Source organism: Enterobacter cloacae complex sp. IR5403 (assembly GCF_049238705.1).
GTDB classification, from domain to species: Bacteria; Pseudomonadota; Gammaproteobacteria; order Enterobacterales; family Enterobacteriaceae; genus Enterobacter; species Enterobacter hormaechei_C.
Genome location: NZ_JBMKHP010000017.1, coordinates 26,528 through 41,832, shown reverse-complemented (window position 1 = coordinate 41,832; position 15,305 = coordinate 26,528). Strand labels below are relative to the sequence as shown.

At 56.2% G+C, this 15,305-nt stretch carries 18 protein-coding genes; 7 read left to right on the top strand and 11 right to left on the bottom strand.

The window, feature by feature from the left end:
• Positions 1-16: 16 nt before the first annotated feature.
• Positions 17-565 carry a helix-turn-helix domain-containing protein gene (locus ACOTW6_RS18810; RefSeq protein ID WP_003861973.1) on the bottom strand — a complete coding sequence of 183 codons (549 nt, stop codon included), beginning with the start codon at positions 563-565 and terminating at the stop codon, positions 17-19.
• Positions 566-668: 103 nt separating this feature from the next.
• Here ACOTW6_RS18810 and ACOTW6_RS18805 point away from each other — a divergent pair, with 103 nt between their 5' ends.
• On the top strand, positions 669-1,328 hold the full coding sequence (locus ACOTW6_RS18805; protein WP_003861971.1) for an AzlC family ABC transporter permease: 660 nt from the start codon (positions 669-671) through the stop codon (positions 1,326-1,328).
• Entirely contained in the window at positions 1,328-1,651 is a 324-nt protein-coding gene (locus tag ACOTW6_RS18800; RefSeq protein ID WP_003861969.1) for an AzlD domain-containing protein, read from the top strand. Before ACOTW6_RS18805 ends, ACOTW6_RS18800 begins: the two co-directional genes overlap by 1 nt.
• 39 nt (positions 1,652-1,690) lie before the next feature.
• On the opposite strand, the gene ACOTW6_RS18795 is transcribed toward ACOTW6_RS18800, so the two are convergent.
• Positions 1,691-1,903, bottom strand: a complete 213-nt coding sequence (locus ACOTW6_RS18795; protein WP_003861966.1) for a DUF1471 domain-containing protein — start codon at positions 1,901-1,903, stop codon at positions 1,691-1,693.
• A 114-nt stretch (positions 1,904-2,017) separates the two neighbouring features.
• A complete protein-coding gene (fdhD, locus tag ACOTW6_RS18790; RefSeq protein ID WP_213789395.1) occupies positions 2,018-2,854 on the bottom strand; it encodes a formate dehydrogenase accessory sulfurtransferase FdhD in 837 nt (278 codons plus the stop codon).
• 371 nt (positions 2,855-3,225) lie between these two features.
• Between fdhD and fdnG the strand changes: the two genes are divergently transcribed.
• Genes fdnG through fdhE form a run of 4 tightly spaced genes read left to right on the top strand, consistent with a single transcriptional unit; the run spans position 3,226 to position 8,749 of the window.
• Positions 3,226-6,276 (top strand): formate dehydrogenase-N subunit alpha, encoded by a 3,051-nt coding sequence (gene fdnG, locus ACOTW6_RS18785; protein ID WP_111976126.1) that lies wholly within the window; start codon positions 3,226-3,228, stop codon positions 6,274-6,276.
• 12 nt (positions 6,277-6,288) lie between these two features.
• Entirely contained in the window at positions 6,289-7,191 is a 903-nt protein-coding gene (gene fdxH / locus ACOTW6_RS18780) for a formate dehydrogenase subunit beta (protein ID WP_014072386.1), read from the top strand.
• Complete coding sequence (gene fdoI / locus ACOTW6_RS18775) at positions 7,188-7,823, top strand: formate dehydrogenase cytochrome b556 subunit (protein ID WP_003861958.1); 636 nt, start codon at positions 7,188-7,190, stop codon at positions 7,821-7,823. The genes fdxH and fdoI overlap by 4 nt, the downstream gene beginning before the upstream one ends.
• On the top strand, positions 7,820-8,749 hold the full coding sequence (gene fdhE / locus ACOTW6_RS18770) for a formate dehydrogenase accessory protein FdhE (RefSeq protein ID WP_022652077.1): 930 nt from the start codon (positions 7,820-7,822) through the stop codon (positions 8,747-8,749). The genes fdoI and fdhE overlap by 4 nt, the downstream gene beginning before the upstream one ends.
• Before the next feature lie 39 nt (positions 8,750-8,788).
• On the opposite strand, the gene ACOTW6_RS18765 is transcribed toward fdhE, so the two are convergent.
• Positions 8,789-9,160, bottom strand: coding sequence for a type II toxin-antitoxin system VapC family toxin (locus tag ACOTW6_RS18765; protein ID WP_080336832.1), 372 nt, complete (start codon positions 9,158-9,160; stop codon positions 8,789-8,791).
• A 2-nt stretch (positions 9,161-9,162) separates the two neighbouring features.
• Positions 9,163-9,405: a ribbon-helix-helix domain-containing protein gene (locus ACOTW6_RS18760; RefSeq protein ID WP_015569912.1), complete on the bottom strand. Its 243-nt coding sequence runs from the start codon at positions 9,403-9,405 to the stop codon at positions 9,163-9,165.
• Positions 9,406-9,603: 198 nt separating this feature from the next.
• Between ACOTW6_RS18760 and ACOTW6_RS18755 the strand changes: the two genes are divergently transcribed.
• Positions 9,604-10,524 carry an alpha/beta hydrolase gene (locus ACOTW6_RS18755; RefSeq protein ID WP_213789396.1) on the top strand — a complete coding sequence of 307 codons (921 nt, stop codon included), beginning with the start codon at positions 9,604-9,606 and terminating at the stop codon, positions 10,522-10,524.
• 8 nt (positions 10,525-10,532) lie between these two features.
• Here ACOTW6_RS18755 and fabY read toward each other — a convergent pair whose 3' ends face one another.
• The 6 genes from fabY to ACOTW6_RS18725 form a co-directional block, all read right to left on the bottom strand.
• The gene (gene fabY, locus ACOTW6_RS18750) at positions 10,533-11,474 is read right to left on the bottom strand and encodes a fatty acid biosynthesis protein FabY (RefSeq protein WP_015569910.1); all 942 of its coding nucleotides are present in this window, start codon (positions 11,472-11,474) and stop codon (positions 10,533-10,535) included.
• Between the two features lie 44 nt (positions 11,475-11,518).
• A complete protein-coding gene (gene dtd / locus ACOTW6_RS18745) occupies positions 11,519-11,956 on the bottom strand; it encodes a D-aminoacyl-tRNA deacylase (RefSeq protein ID WP_213789397.1) in 438 nt (145 codons plus the stop codon).
• A complete protein-coding gene (locus ACOTW6_RS18740; protein ID WP_003861949.1) occupies positions 11,953-12,834 on the bottom strand; it encodes a virulence factor BrkB family protein in 882 nt (293 codons plus the stop codon). Before ACOTW6_RS18740 ends, dtd begins: the two co-directional genes overlap by 4 nt.
• Positions 12,828-13,427 carry a glucose-1-phosphatase gene (gene yihX, locus ACOTW6_RS18735; RefSeq protein WP_032649898.1) on the bottom strand — a complete coding sequence of 200 codons (600 nt, stop codon included), beginning with the start codon at positions 13,425-13,427 and terminating at the stop codon, positions 12,828-12,830. Before yihX ends, ACOTW6_RS18740 begins: the two co-directional genes overlap by 7 nt.
• Positions 13,428-13,545: 118 nt before the next feature.
• A complete protein-coding gene (locus tag ACOTW6_RS18730) occupies positions 13,546-14,346 on the bottom strand; it encodes a DeoR/GlpR family DNA-binding transcription regulator (protein WP_003861944.1) in 801 nt (266 codons plus the stop codon).
• Between the two features lie 34 nt (positions 14,347-14,380).
• Positions 14,381-15,277, bottom strand: a complete 897-nt coding sequence (locus tag ACOTW6_RS18725; RefSeq protein WP_213789398.1) for a sugar kinase — start codon at positions 15,275-15,277, stop codon at positions 14,381-14,383.
• Positions 15,278-15,305: the final 28 nt, after the last annotated feature.

Sequence of the window (15,305 nt, the reverse complement as noted above, 5' to 3'; positions counted from 1 at the left end):
ATTTTCCGTATCTTCGTTAGTTTTGTTCCGCCACCAGCAGCGCGTGCGTATCCGGCTCCAGCGCCTTAAAGATATGCGGCTGGTCAGCGGGGTAGCAAATGTAATCTCCCGGGCCGAGCTCTTCCGCCGCGTCGATCAGGCCGACCATCGCCCGCCCCTGGGTCACGATAATATGCTCAACCGACCCAGGCGGATGGGGCTGGGAAATACGGTCTGCCCCCGGCTGAGTCAGCAGCAGATAGATATCACGACGCGCGCCAGGCGGACACGCCGCGAGCAAAATCGCCTCGTAGTTCGCCTGCCCGGCGACGACTTTTGTGCCCTCGCCGCGGCGGATCACCTGCGTGACGGGTTGTTGCGGCTCCAGTAACCGGGCAAACGGAATATCCAGTGCCACGCAAAGCGACCACAGCGTTTCCAGGCTAGGATTGCCGTTGCCAGATTCCAGTTGTGAAAGCGTGGATTTGGCGATCCCGGCACGGCGGGCAATTTCCGCCAGTGAGAGCCCGGTTCGCAGGCGTTCTCGTACCAGGCTTTTGGCGATCACGCTGATTGGCTGCGTCATAATAACGGCCTCTGTCTCTCTATAACGAACGAATCGTTCGTCTTGTAAAACGCTTCTGATGCGTTCATTATAATGGAAATACGTTCGATATGGCTAAAATGGTATGAAGAATCACCTCTCTTGCCTGAAAGGCGACACGATAAAAGCGATCGTCCTGGTCTGCCTCGCGGTGGGCGTGGTCGGCATGTCTTATGGCTCACTGGCGATGGCCTACGGTTTCCCGCTGTGGGTGCCGTTTGTCCTCTCCCTCACGGTGCTGGCAGGCGCATCCGAGTTTATGTTTATCGGCATCGTCGCGAGCGGCGGCAATCCGCTGGCAGCGGCCGCAGCCGGTTTACTGGTTAACGCGCGCCATGTGCCGTTCGGCGTAACGGTGCGTGACCTGGTGGGCAAGCGCGGCCTGAGCTTTCTGGGCTGTCATATCATGAACGATGAAAGCGTGGTGTTCGGCCTGTCGCAAAAAACCGCCGAGCAGCGTAAAGCGGCCTACTGGCTGTGCGGCCTGGGCGTAGCAATCATCTGGCCGCTGGGGGCGGTGCTGGGCGCGATGGTCGGCAAGCTGCTGCCGGACCCGGAAACCATCGGGCTGGACGCGGTGTTCCCGGCGATCCTGCTGGCGTTAGTGGTGCCGGCATTTAAAAACCGTACCACGCTGATCCGCGCCTGTAGCGGCGCAGTGTTGTCGCTGGCCGCCGTACCGTTTGCGCCGGTGGGTCTGCCGGTGCTGCTCTCTTTGCTCGGCCTTGCCGCGAGGAAAAAATAATGGAAAACATGACGGTCTTTATTCTCGGCATCGCCATTCTTTCTGCCGGAACCTATCTGATGCGTCTTGGCGGAGCGAAGCTTGGCAACCGGCTGGCGCTTTCAGAACGGTCGCAGGCGCTGCTTTCAGACGCGGCTACCGTTTTGTTGTTCTCCGTCGCGCTGGCGACCACGTTTTATGAAGGGGACCATTTTGCCGGGATGGCGCGCGTGCTGGGGGTGGGGTTCGCGGTGTTTCTGGCCTGGCGCAAAATGCCGTTAATCGTGGTGATCGTCGCGGCGGCGGTGGTGACTGCTCTGCTGCGTCTGGCGGGCATAAACTAAAAAGCGCCCCAGGGGCGCTCTTTCGACGGTATAGCGGAATTATTTGTTCAGTTCAGCGGTCATGTGTACGCGGTTACCGGTGAATGCCTGGGTAATTTTGTAGGATGACGCGCCCGCTTCCTGAGCCTGTGCAGCGATTTTAGCTTCTGCACCATCCAGCGTAGAGGCGGATGCGGTCACTGTCTGCGCAGCGAAAGAACCAAAAGAGGTAGCCAGAGCAATTACAGCGACAAAAGTTTTGATGCTTTTCATGAGATAAACCCTTTCGTTAAGTTGTTTAGATAAGGCGCCGTGCCTTGATGAGATAAATATTAGACCTCATCATGAACAACTAAAAGCGGAAGGATTTGCTATACTCATTCAAAATTACTGATCAATTATCAATCGCTGCGGATGGGTGTAAATTGTCGCCCTTCCCGGCTTGCAGAACCCCACCAGCGTCAGGTTGCAGCGCTCCGCCACCTCCACCGCCAGCGTGGTTGCCGCTGACACCGCAAACAGAATTTCCACGCCGCACATGGCGGACTTTTGCACCATCTCATAGCTGGCGCGGCTGGAGACTAACGCCGCGCCCTGCTGCCAGACGTTGCTTTCCCGAGCGCGGCGACCTAGCAGCTTATCCAGCGCGACGTGGCGGCCCACGTCTTCATGACCGCCGGCAATGTTGCCTGACGGCAATATCCATGCCGCCGCGTGGGTACAGCCGCTGAGCTGACCGATGGGTTGCACGTCGTTCAGGTGCTCAAGCGCCCGGTCAAGATGCGTCAGATTGAACGTCTGGGTGAACGGCAGCGGGATAATGGGTTTGCCGATATCATTAAGCTGTTCAACGCCGCACACGCCGCAGCCGGTACGTCCGGCCAGCGCCCGGCGGCGCTCTTTCAGCCCCATAAAGCGACGGCTGGAGAGTTCGATTTGCACTTCAAGACCATTACAGACCTGAACCACATCCATGCCGTAGATCTCCTGCGGATGCGCAATGATGCCTTCCGAGAGGGAAAAACCTATGGCGAACAGCTCCAGATCTTTCGGCGAGGCCATCATCACCACATGCGAAATCCCGTTGTAAACCAGGGCAACGGGGACCTCTTCCGCCAGAAAATCCGGCGTGGCATGTGAAATGTGAGGCGGTCTGTGCACCGACAGTTCCACAATGCCCGCAGGCAGTGGCGACGCGTGGGCAGCACGGTTTTGTTTAGACACAACGGTATTCCTGAACAACCACGGAAGTGAGCCTGCTATTGCAACACAAACGGCAGGCCTTACGCATAGTATGGATCAACTTTTCAGCAACCATTCTCCTACTCAATCCGGAGAGGTGCAACCGATCACCTGCTACACCTCTTTAACATGCACGGGGTAAAATGTGATTGATATCACATTTTATAATCAATGCCGTGATAATACGTTCACTTTGTTTTAACGCCGTTGGAACAGGCGTACCGACATTGTGGTATTCTGGGCTTATCCCTCGGAGAAATGAGGGATTAACGCAAATTTTTCTCCTTTGCGGTTAATTCTCAACCGCAGAGTAAAACTACATAGCAATGTCGTAATGAACCAAGGAGTGACCCATGCAGGTCAGCAGAAGGCAGTTCTTTAAGATCTGCGCTGGCGGTATGGCAGGCACCACGGCGGCGGCACTGGGCTTTGCACCCGGTGTAGCGCTGGCGGAAACACGGCAGTATAAACTGCTGCGCACCCGCGAAACCCGTAACACCTGTACGTACTGCTCCGTCGGCTGTGGGCTGTTAATGTATAGCCTCGGCGACGGTGCGAAAAACGCCAAAGCATCCATTTTCCACATCGAAGGCGATCCGGATCACCCGGTCAACCGTGGTGCGCTGTGTCCGAAAGGGGCCGGTCTGGTAGATTTTATCCACTCCGAAAGCCGCCTGAAGTTTCCTGAGTATCGCGCTCCCGGCTCTGACAAATGGCAGCAAATCAGCTGGGAAGAAGCGTTCGATCGCATCGCTAAGCTGATGAAAGAAGACCGCGATGCCAACTTTATCGCGAAGAATGCCGAAGGCACCACCGTTAACCGCTGGCTCTCCACCGGCATGCTGTGTGCTTCTGCGTCCAGTAACGAAACCGGCTATTTAACCCAGAAATTTACGCGCGCACTCGGTATGCTCGCGGTCGACAACCAGGCGCGTGTCTGACACGGACCAACGGTAGCAAGTCTTGCTCCAACATTTGGTCGCGGTGCGATGACCAACCACTGGGTCGACATCAAAAACGCCAACCTCATTGTGGTGATGGGCGGTAACGCCGCTGAAGCGCACCCTGTTGGGTTCCGCTGGGCGATGGAAGCCAAAATCCACAACGGCGCGAAGCTGATTGTGATCGATCCCCGCTTTACGCGTACGGCGTCAGTGGCGGATTTCTACACCCCTATTCGTTCAGGTACTGACATCACTTTCCTGTCAGGCGTATTGCTGTACCTGATGACCAACGAAAAATATAACCGCGAGTACACCGAAGCCTATACCAACGCCAGCCTGATCGTGCGTGAGGATTACCACTTCGAAGATGGCCTGTTCAGCGGTTATGACGCCGAAAAACGCAAATACGACAAAACCAGCTGGAACTACGAGCTGGACGAAAACGGCTTTGCGAAGCGCGACACCACCCTGCAACACCCGCGCTGTGTGTGGAACCTGCTGAAAGAGCACGTTTCCCGCTATACGCCGGAGGTTGTCGAAAACATCTGTGGGACGCCGAAGGCGGACTTCCTGAAGGTGTGCGAGCTGATTGCGGAAACCAGCGCGAAAGATAAAACCGCGTCGTTCCTGTATGCGCTCGGCTGGACGCAGCACTCCATCGGCGCGCAGAACATCCGCACCATGGCGATGGTTCAGCTGCTCCTCGGCAACATGGGGATGGCAGGCGGCGGCGTGAACGCCCTGCGCGGTCACTCCAACATTCAGGGTCTGACCGACCTCGGCCTGCTGTCTCAGAGCCTGACGGGTTACATGAACCTGCCGAGCGAGAAACAGACCGACCTGCAAACCTACCTGACGGCCAGCACGCCAAAACCGCTGCTCGAAGGCCAGGTGAACTACTGGGGCAACTATCCGAAGTTCTTCGTCTCGCTGATGAAAGCCTTCTACGGCGACAAGGCGACGGCGGAAAACAGCTGGGGCTTTGACTGGCTGCCGAAGTGGGACAAAGGTTACGACGTACTTCAGTACTTCGAAATGATGCACCAGGGCCAGGTCAACGGCTATATCTGCCAGGGCTTTAACCCGGTGGCGTCGTTCCCGAACAAGAACAAGGTTGTCGAATCTCTGTCGAAGCTGAAGTTCCTGGTGACGATTGACCCGCTCAATACCGAAACGTCGACGTTCTGGCAGAACCACGGTGAGTCGAACGATGTCGATCCGTCGAAGATTCAGACCGAAGTGTTCCGTCTGCCGTCAACCTGCTTCGCGGAAGAGAACGGGTCTATCGTCAACTCCGGCCGCTGGTTGCAGTGGCACTGGAAAGGCGCGGATGCCCCGGGCATCGCCTTGAACGACGGCGAGATCCTGGCCGGTATCTTCTTACGCCTGCGTAAAATGTACGCGTCTGAAGGCGGCGCAACGCCTGAGCCGGTGCTGAACATGACCTGGAACTACTCGACGCCAGAGAATCCGTCTCCGGAAGAAGTGGCGATGGAGAGCAACGGTAAGGCGCTGGCGGACGTTATCGACCCGGCGACCGGTGCGGTGCTGGCGAAGAAAGGCGATCAGCTCAGCACCTTTGCGCACCTGCGCGATGACGGTACGACCTCCAGCGGCTGCTGGATCTTTGCCGGTAGCTGGACGCCGAAAGGCAACCAGATGGCCAACCGCGATAACGCCGACCCGTCGGGCCTCGGCAATACGCTGGGCTGGGCATGGGCGTGGCCGCTTAACCGCCGCATCCTCTATAACCGCGCCTCTGCTGACCCGCAGGGCAACCCGTGGGATCCGAAGCGTCAGCTGCTGAAGTGGGACGGCGCGAAATGGGGCGGCGTGGATATTCCGGATTACAGCACTGCCGCACCAGGCAGCGATGTCGGGCCGTTTATCATGCAGCCTGAAGGGATGGGCCGTCTGTTTGCTATCGATAAGATGGCGGAAGGGCCGTTCCCGGAACACTACGAGCCGTTTGAGACGCCGCTGGGTACTAACCCGCTGCACCCGAACGTGGTCTCTAACCCGGCAGCCCGTATCTTCAAGGGCGACTTTGAAGCGCTGGGTAAAAAGGACAAGTTCCCGTATGTCGGCACCACTTACCGTCTGACCGAGCACTTCCACTACTGGACCAAGCACGCGCTGCTGAATGCCATCGCGCAGCCGGAACAGTTTGTGGAGATCGGTGAGAAGCTGGCGAACAAACTCGGCATTGCCCATGGCGATACCGTGAAGGTCTCCTCTAACCGCGGCTACATCAAAGCCAAGGCGGTGGTGACCAAGCGTATTCGCACGCTGAACGTTCACGGTCAGCAGGTGGATACCATCGGCATCCCGATTCACTGGGGCTATGAGGGCGTGGCGAAGAAAGGATTCATTGCGAACACCCTGACGCCGTTCGTCGGTGATGCGAACACGCAGACGCCGGAGTTTAAGGCCTTCCTCGTGAACGTGGAAAAGGTGTAACGGAGACGACTTATGGCTTATCAATCTCAGGATATTATCCGTCGTTCCGCGACTAACGGTTTCACGCCCGCGCCTCAGGCGCGGGACCACCAGCAGGAAGTGGCCAAGCTTATCGACGTGACCACCTGTATCGGCTGTAAAGCCTGTCAGGTGGCCTGTTCAGAGTGGAACGACATCCGTGACGAAGTGGGTCACAACGTCGGGGTGTACGACAACCCGGCGGACCTGACCGCCAAGTCCTGGACGGTAATGCGTTTCTCGGAAGTGGAGCAGAACGACAAACTGGAATGGCTTATCCGCAAAGACGGCTGTATGCACTGTGCGGATCCGGGTTGCCTGAAGGCGTGTCCGTCAGAAGGGGCTATCATTCAGTATGCCAACGGCATCGTCGACTTCCAGTCCGAGCAGTGCATCGGCTGCGGCTACTGCATCGCGGGCTGTCCGTTCGACGTGCCGCGCCTGAACCCGGAAGACAACCGCGTCTACAAATGTACGCTGTGCGTTGACCGCGTAAATGTCGGCCAGGAGCCAGCGTGCGTGAAGACCTGTCCAACCGGCGCTATCCATTTTGGCTCCAAAGAGGATATGAAAACGCTGGCGGCAGAGCGTGTGGGCGAGCTGAAAACCCGTGGTTACGATAACGCGGGCCTGTACGATCCGGCCGGGGTTGGCGGTACGCACGTCATGTACGTGCTGCACCACGCCGACAAGCCGAATTTGTACCATGGCCTGCCGGAGAACCCGGAAATCAGCGCCACCGTGAAGTTCTGGAAAGGCATCTGGAAACCACTGGCCGCGGTCGGTTTTGCGGCCACCTTCGCAGCGAGCATCTTTCACTACGTCGGCGTTGGTCCGAACCGCGCGGAAGAGGAAGACGACAACCTGCATGAAGAGAAAGACGAGGTGCGCAAATGAGAAAACGTGACACCATCGTGCGCTACACCGCGCCGGAACGCATCAACCACTGGGTCACCGCCTTCTGCTTCATGCTGGCGGCGATAAGCGGGCTGGGGTTCTTCTTCCCGTCCTTCAACTGGCTGATGCAGATCATGGGGACACCACAGCTGGCGCGTATACTGCACCCGTTTGTGGGCGTCATCATGTTCGCGTCGTTCATCATCATGTTTTTCCGTTACTGGCACCATAACCTAATCAATCGGGATGATATCTTTTGGGCGAAGAATATTCGTAAGATCGTCGTCAACGAGGAAGTGGGTGATACCGGGCGTTATAACTTCGGCCAGAAATGCGTATTCTGGGCGGCGATTATCTTCCTGGTCCTGTTGCTGGTGAGCGGCGTGATCATCTGGCGTCCGTACTTTGCGCCTGCTTTCTCAATCCCGGTGATCCGATTTGCGCTAATGCTGCATTCATTTGCCGCAGTAGCGTTAATTGTGGTTATCATGGTGCATATTTACGCCGCCCTCTGGGTGAAAGGCACCATTACCGCGATGGTGGAAGGCTGGGTCACCAAAACGTGGGCGAAGAAACATCACCCGCGCTGGTACCGTGAAGTCCGCCAGAAACAGGAAAAGTCATCTGAATGAGTATTCGCATAATCCCGCAAGATGAGCTGGGGTCGAGCGAGAAACGTACGGCGGAGTATATTCCGCCGTTGTTATTCCCCAGACTCAAGAACCTCTACAACCGCCGCGCAGAGCGTCTGCGCGAGCTGGCAGAGAACAACCCGCTGGGCGATTTTCTGCGTTTTGCCGCGCTGGTCGCCCATGCGCAGGAAGTGGTGCTGTACGACCATCCGCTGCAAATGGACCTGACCGCACGCATCAAAGAAGCCAACGAGCAGGGCAAGCCGCCGCTGGATATTCACGTCCTGCCGCGCGACAAGCACTGGCATAAGCTGCTGCATTCCCTGATCGCCGAGCTGAAGCCCGAGATGAGCGGCACGGCGCTGGCGGTCATTGAGAACCTGGAAAAAGCCTCCGATCAGGAGCTGGAAGAGATGGCGAGCGCGCTGTTTGCCTCCGACTTCTCGCTGGTGAGCAGCGATAAAGCCCCGTTCATCTGGGCTGCGCTGTCGCTCTATTGGGCGCAAATGGCGAGCCTGATCCCAGGCAAAGCCCGCGCCGAATACGGCGAAGCGCGCCAGTTCTGCCCGGTGTGTGGTTCAATGCCGGTCTCCAGCATGGTACAGATTGGTACGACGCAGGGGCTGCGCTATCTGCACTGCAACCTGTGTGAAACCGAGTGGCACGTGGTGCGCGTGAAGTGCAGCAACTGCGAGCAGACCCGCGATCTCAACTACTGGTCGCTGGAAAATGAAGACGCGGCGGTGAAGGCCGAAAGCTGCGGCGACTGCGGGACCTACCTGAAGATTCTGTATCAGGAAAAAGACCCGAAAGTCGAAGCGGTGGCCGACGATCTCGCCTCGCTGATTCTGGATGCGAAGATGGAGCAGGAGGGCTTTGCCCGCAGCTCGATCAACCCGTTCCTGTTCCCGGGTGAAGGGGAGTAATCTCCTGTGAGAGTGCCGGGCGGCGCGAGCTTGCCCGGCCTACAGCTGGTAAGGCGTAAGGACCTCGTCAATACCCGCAAAATCTTTCGTGTTGCGAGAAATCAACGGACATTTTCTGCTCTGCGCTGTGGCCAGAATGATAGCATCAGGCAGTTTCATTCCATGCTTCTCACGTAGTAAAACGCTTCTTTCCGCAATATCCCGAGACACATCAATAATTTCAAAAGCGCCCATAACGGCTGCCGTTTTCGCTTCATGACCATGCCTGCGAGCGCCCACCATTACTTCCATCCAGGTAATTAAGCTGATGGCACGATGCGACGCGGTATGCTCAATCGCATCCGCAGCTTCAACACGGTTGTTGAAGAGATCAATGAGAATATTGGTATCAAACACTGCCATGTGCTCCATGATTACCACTCCTCACGCAACTTGCGTTCATACTCAAGCCCGTCCTCTTTTCTGTCTCCCCACAGACCAAGCGCATTTCGGATAACAGAAGAACTCTGCTGGTCGAGATACAGTTCTATCGCTTCCCGAAGCAGTTCAGCACGTGGTTGATTTCGCAATTGCTTGAGATTATCCAAACGTTGAATCACGTCATCAGATAAATCGATAAGTATTCTGCCCATATCAAGTTCCGCTAAAACGCTCATATATCACCTTAGTATATCATCTTTGGTTAATTTTCAGGCAAAATACTCTTTATCAATTTAGGGTGAAAGGACGTTTTTTAGGGAATGATCGATTTTGCGAGCCGCTTTCCACAATATGCACCTCTCAACATTTCTCTGTTTTCATCTGCTCTAAACCAGGCTATAAACTGTATAAACACACAGTAAAAGGACGTAACCATGGCTCTGGAGAAGGGTATTGATAAGCTGGTACAGGAGTTTATTACCGCAGGACGACCTTCCTCACGAAAGCAGAGTATTGATGACCGGAGAAGCGGGTATGTCGCCAGCACAGCGCTGGCCGGGGAAACAGAAAAGCGTATCCAGGTTGAAACGCTTGTTCTTGAGAATATGACCTTTCGGGTCTTTTCGCCTTTCAATGCCCCTGAAATGTTACCTTCTGCCCTCTACTATCATGGCGGTTGTTTTGTCAGCGGTGGGTTTGAAACCCATGATAATCAGCTTCGCCAACTGGCGTTTTACGGTAACTGTCGGGTCATTGCGGTTCAGTACAGACTCGCACCCGAGCATACTTTCCCCGCTGCGCATGACGATGCAGAGAGAGCGGCAGATCTTGTCTGGCAAAATGCTGAACTATTAGGCGTGGATAAAAACCGGATTACACTTTGTGGAGACAGCGCGGGAGGTCATCTTGCGCTGGTAACGTCATTGCGGCTTAAAGCCAAAGGTCTCTGGGATCCCGCGCAGCTCATTCTTATCTACCCCATGCTCGACGCTACGGCCAGTTTTGAAAGCTATACCCTCAATGGCATGGATTACGTGATTACTCGCGATACCCTTTTGAGCGGCTATGAAATGTATCTGGCTGGAGCCGACCGTCAGCATCCTGACGTCAGCCCACTGTGGCGCAACGACTTTAGCGGTCTGCCGAAGGTCCATATTGTTACCGCTGAGTATGATCCGTTACGCGACGAAGGCGAGGCGCTTTATCAGCGCCTCACGGAGCAAGGCGTGAAGTGTACCGCTCAACGATGGCGGGGTGTAATTCACGGCTTCTTCCAGTTGGGTGGAATTAGCCAGTCAGCGCGAGACGTTATGCGAGATATTGCCTGGCGCATTAACCATGCCGGGCGAGAGTGAGAAGGAGACTACTCCTCCTCGTTCCCGCCCTCTTCATACGCGCCATAAGGCTTCGCAGGCAGAACGATATAGGTGCCTTCAAACACCGCGCCTGGCGTTTCATCGCCGAACAGCTCAACCTGCATCTGTACGCGCGCTTTACGTCCACGCGCCAGACGGTCGAGATCGCCGCCCAGTGCGCCCAGGTCAGCTACCGCGCTCGGCTTGCCGCTGATCGGTGCGCTGTAGCGGATATGGGCATCGGCCAGAATAATGGTGCCGCCGAGATGACGTTCGCGCAGCATCAGCCAGATCAGCCCCCAGCCGGTGAGCGTGGCGAGTGAAAACAGGCTGCCGGCAAACAGGGTATGGTGCGGGTTCTGGTTGCCGGTTTCCGGCATGGTGGTAATAAATTTTTGCCCGGTGTACTGCTGAATACGCACACCCATTTTTTCACTGAGCGGAATGTGCTGATACCACGCCTGCTGGAGCTGCCCGCACCAGTCGGCGCGATGGAGAATATCGTCCAGCGTGGCGATGGGTTTGATCATCAAAAAGTGACGAATCGGCGTAGTTTGCGGGGCGGTGATTTCCCCCTGATTCACGAAACCAAGCTTGGCAAAGAACTCAACGGCATCTTCGCGGGCGCTACAGGTGACGCGCTTGACCCCTTCCTGACGGGCGACGGATTCCAGCGTCATTGCCATCAGCGTTCCGAGGCCTTTGTCCTGCACGGAGGGGTGAACGGCCATAAAGCGGATTGAAGCTTCGTTGTCGGCATTGATATACAGACGTCCCACGGCAACGAGGTTGCCCTCTTCATCAACCACCATCTGGTGGTGCGCCATCGCGTCCCAGGCGTCGCGTTCAGACCCTTTTGGTTGATGCAGTGGCTTGCGCAGCATTTCCCAGCGGAAATGGTAATAAGCGTCTAATTCTTCTTCCGTTTGCGGTACTCGAAGGTGATACATAGCTGTACTCTCTCTTGTTACCCGCGGCCATGCCGCCAGTTGGCTCATACCTGGAGCCAGAATGTGACGGGGCCATCGTTCACCAGCGAAACCTGCATATCCGCAGCGAATCGTCCGGATTGTGTATTCATGTCCTGTTGGCGACAACGCTCAACAAAGTACTCGTAAAGGGCTTCTGCGCGATCCGGTGCCGCGCCCTTCGAAAAACTCGGCCGCATGCCGCGTTCGGTATCCGCAGCCAGCGTAAACTGGGAAACCACCAGCACGCTGCCGCCCGCCTGCTGAACGTTCAGGTTCATCTTGCCTTCCGCATCGCTGAAAATGCGATAGCCCAGCACGCGCTCACATAAGCGGTTGGCTTTTTGTTCGTCGTCATCCTTTTCGACACCCAGGAGCACCAAAAGTCCTGGGCCAATTTCACCCGTCACCTCATCCGCCACGGTGACGCTGGCACGGGTTACGCGCTGAATCAATGCAATCATGGTTGGTCTGCTTCTTGTTGTTTTTCAGCTTCTGCTGCTTTTTTGAGTTCGCGGTAGACCCCGAGAGTGACAGTTATTTCGGCGCCAAGCAAGACGATACACCACGTCCAGTAGACCCAGACAAACAAAATGGGGATCACCGCCAGCACGCCATAAATCAGCTGATAAGAGGGGAACATGGTGATATAAAGCGCGAATCCTTTCTTGCCCAGCTCAAAGAGCAACGCCGCGACCAGCGCACCCACCACGGCATCCCGGTTGGGTACGCGCGTGGTTGGCACCACGCTGTAGAGCAGCCAGAACGAAAGCCACGATAAAATCAGCGGGAAGATACGCAGCACGTTATCGATCACGCTGTTTAAGTCTGTCGCCCAGCGCAGCGAAAGAAGGTAGGAACTGATCGCCAGGCTTGCCCCCGCCAGCAATGGGCCAAGGGTTAAAATCATCCAGTAGACGGCAAAGGAGTAAACCTTCGGGCGGACTTTTTTGCTCCGCCAGATGGTGTTGAGCGCACTGTCGATGGAGTACATCAGCAGCAGCGCGGTAACAATAAGCCCACACGCCCCCACCGCCGTCATCTTGCTGGAGTTTGCGACAAACTGTTCAATGTAGTTCTGGATCACATCGCCGGTGGCCGGAATAAAGTTCGCGAAAACAAAATGGCGAAGCTGCATGCTCACATCGGCAAACATCGGAAACGCCGAAAAAAGCGCAAAAATCACCGCCACCAGCGGCACCAGCGAGAGCAACGACACGTAAGCGAGATTGCCCGCCAGCGTGGTCATGTTGTCCTCGTCAATGCGATGCCAGAGGAGTTTCAGCCACGCCCTCAGCGGGCGCGTGTGGTGATTGGCTTTTTGATGCACGGTTTTTAGCATAACTGCTTCGCAAAGTAGTTCGGTATCGTCTCTTTTCCGGTCACCAGAATGGAGGTGATACCTAACTGATTAGCCCCTTCTATATTATCGGCGTTGTCGTCAAAAAAGACCGCATCCGCCGCCGTGAATCCTTCTTCCTGCAATACCGCCTGATAGATGCGCGCCTCAGGTTTACGCATCCCCATCTCCTGGGAGAGATACACTTTATCTGCCGCTGCGTGGATTTCCGGGTATTCATCCGGCCAGAAGGTGGTATGCAGGCGGTTGGTATTCGACAGTACGACGACGCGATGCCCCTGCTCGCGCAGCTTGTGCATGATGTCGATCACTTCGGGGCGGATCGCGACAAAAACCGCCTGCCAGCCGTGGGAAAACTGCTCGTAGCTTAACGAGAGACCCATTTCCTGACAGAAACGCTCTGCGAACGCTTCATCGCTGATCTCACCGCGCTCGTGCAGATGGAAAGTCTCACCCATCGCGAAATTCTGCTTTAACGTCGCCAGCGGAACACGGCTAAAATCGCTCCATGCACCCAGCACCCGGTTAAAATCGATATCGACGATTACATTTCCTAAGTCAAAGATATAAAGCATGTTTATCTCCTTTCGCCGTGGAAAAGTAACTGTAGCGGGAAAGAGAAACTTTAGCTATGCGCCAGATTCAGCTTAGAGAAAGGAAAGGCCCGAATCGCAATATCGGGCCATAAGAGGATCAGCCAGCCTGCTGCTCTTCTCCGGAATTGACTTCGACAACCTCAACCTTGCTGGATTTGAGGTGATTTTGCAGCGCCGGGCCGGGCAGCTCATCGGTGAACAGCGCCGTCGCCTGCGCCACGTTGCCGATTTCAACCGCCGCGGAGGCGTGGTATTTCGTATGATCGGCCGCCAGTAAAATGTGGCGGGAGTGGGCAATCATGGTTTTCACCACACTGGCTTCGTTAACGTCAAATTCCATCATCGCACCGTCGTGTTCAATCGCCCCCACGCTGGTCACGAGGTAGTCCGCCCGGAAGCCCGACACAAACGCCGTTGCCGCAGGACCGATAATGCCGCCGTTATGCGGGCGCAGCGTACCGCCAGGCACCATCACCTCAAAGCGCGGGTTCTTATAAAGAATGTGCGCCACCCGCAGGCTGTTGGTGATGATGCGCAGATGATTATGGTTAAGCAGTGCCCGGGCAACGTGCTCCACGGTCGTCCCGATAGTGATAAAGATAGTCGAACCGTCGGGAATATAGTCCGCAATGGCTTCGGCAATCGCCCGTTTCTCTTCGGTAAGCGAGACTTCACGCTGTTCAAACGCCGTGTTGACCACGCTGGATGCCCTGCCCGCGCCGCCGTGATGACGGGTGATCAGCCCCTGCTCGCTGAGCTTACGGATATCCCGGCGCACGGTTTGCGTCGACACATCCAGCAGCTGCGCCAGTTCATCAATGTTCATATAGCCGCGATCGGCAATCAGCGTCAGCAGCTGATCGTGACGCGGGTTGCCGGTCAGTTCGGTAAGGCTCATGGGCTGTCCTCTGAAAACCATCACGCCCCGCATTTTATACAAAAAGTGACAAAAAAGAGCGGGTTTGATCACAGTCGGGTATACCCGCGCGCCCGCCGGGCTTTGTGCATTTCAGTGCTGCGACGGCGCTGGCAAAACGCACGGCGTCTGCGGCGGGCAATTTCTGCCCCAGGCTGACCGCCAGCGCACCGTGGAATACGTCTCCCGCCCCGGTGGTATCAATGACGTTCACTTCAAAACCAGGCTGATGACATAGCGCGCCGTTTTCCAGCCAGAAACAGCCGTCTCGCCCTTGAGTGACATACACATGTCCATTTGTGAGCGTTTGTGCTTTCTTCAGCGCATCTTCGGTTTCATCCCGCTGCGTTAACCGCCGCAGTCCCGGCGCGGAGAAGGCCGCGTGGTCGCTTAAGGCGATCAGCTCCGCGATATCCTGCGGGGTGACATCCGCATCCAGCAACGTCGGAACACCCTGCTGACGGGCCAGGGTGAATGCCTGTTTTGCCCCGTCATGCCAGCGCACGTCGGCTAAGACAATGTCCCACTGAGAGAAGTCGATTTCTTGCAGCCAGTCTGCCGACGCAGGGAGATCGGGGCTGGGATAGTTCGCTATAACACGCTCCCCGCTGCCGTCCACCAGCACCGCCGACTGTGACGAACGAGCCCCCTTAAACACGCGCGTATAGCGTGTGTTCACCCCCAGGGATTCCAGCTCCGCGAGCAGCCGTCTGCCGGTATCGTCGTCCCCCACCCGGCCAATAAAATCCACTTCCGCATCCAGTTTCGCGGCTGCCACTGCCGCCGTTGCCGCCGGTCCGCCGCCCACTTCCGTATAATCTTTTGCGACATATTTCCCACCTTCTTTCGGTAAATCATCGAGATACCAGATGCGATCCAGCACGGTAATGCCGACACAAACGATGCGAGTCATGGTGATTCCTTCTGCGATTTCTGATGCC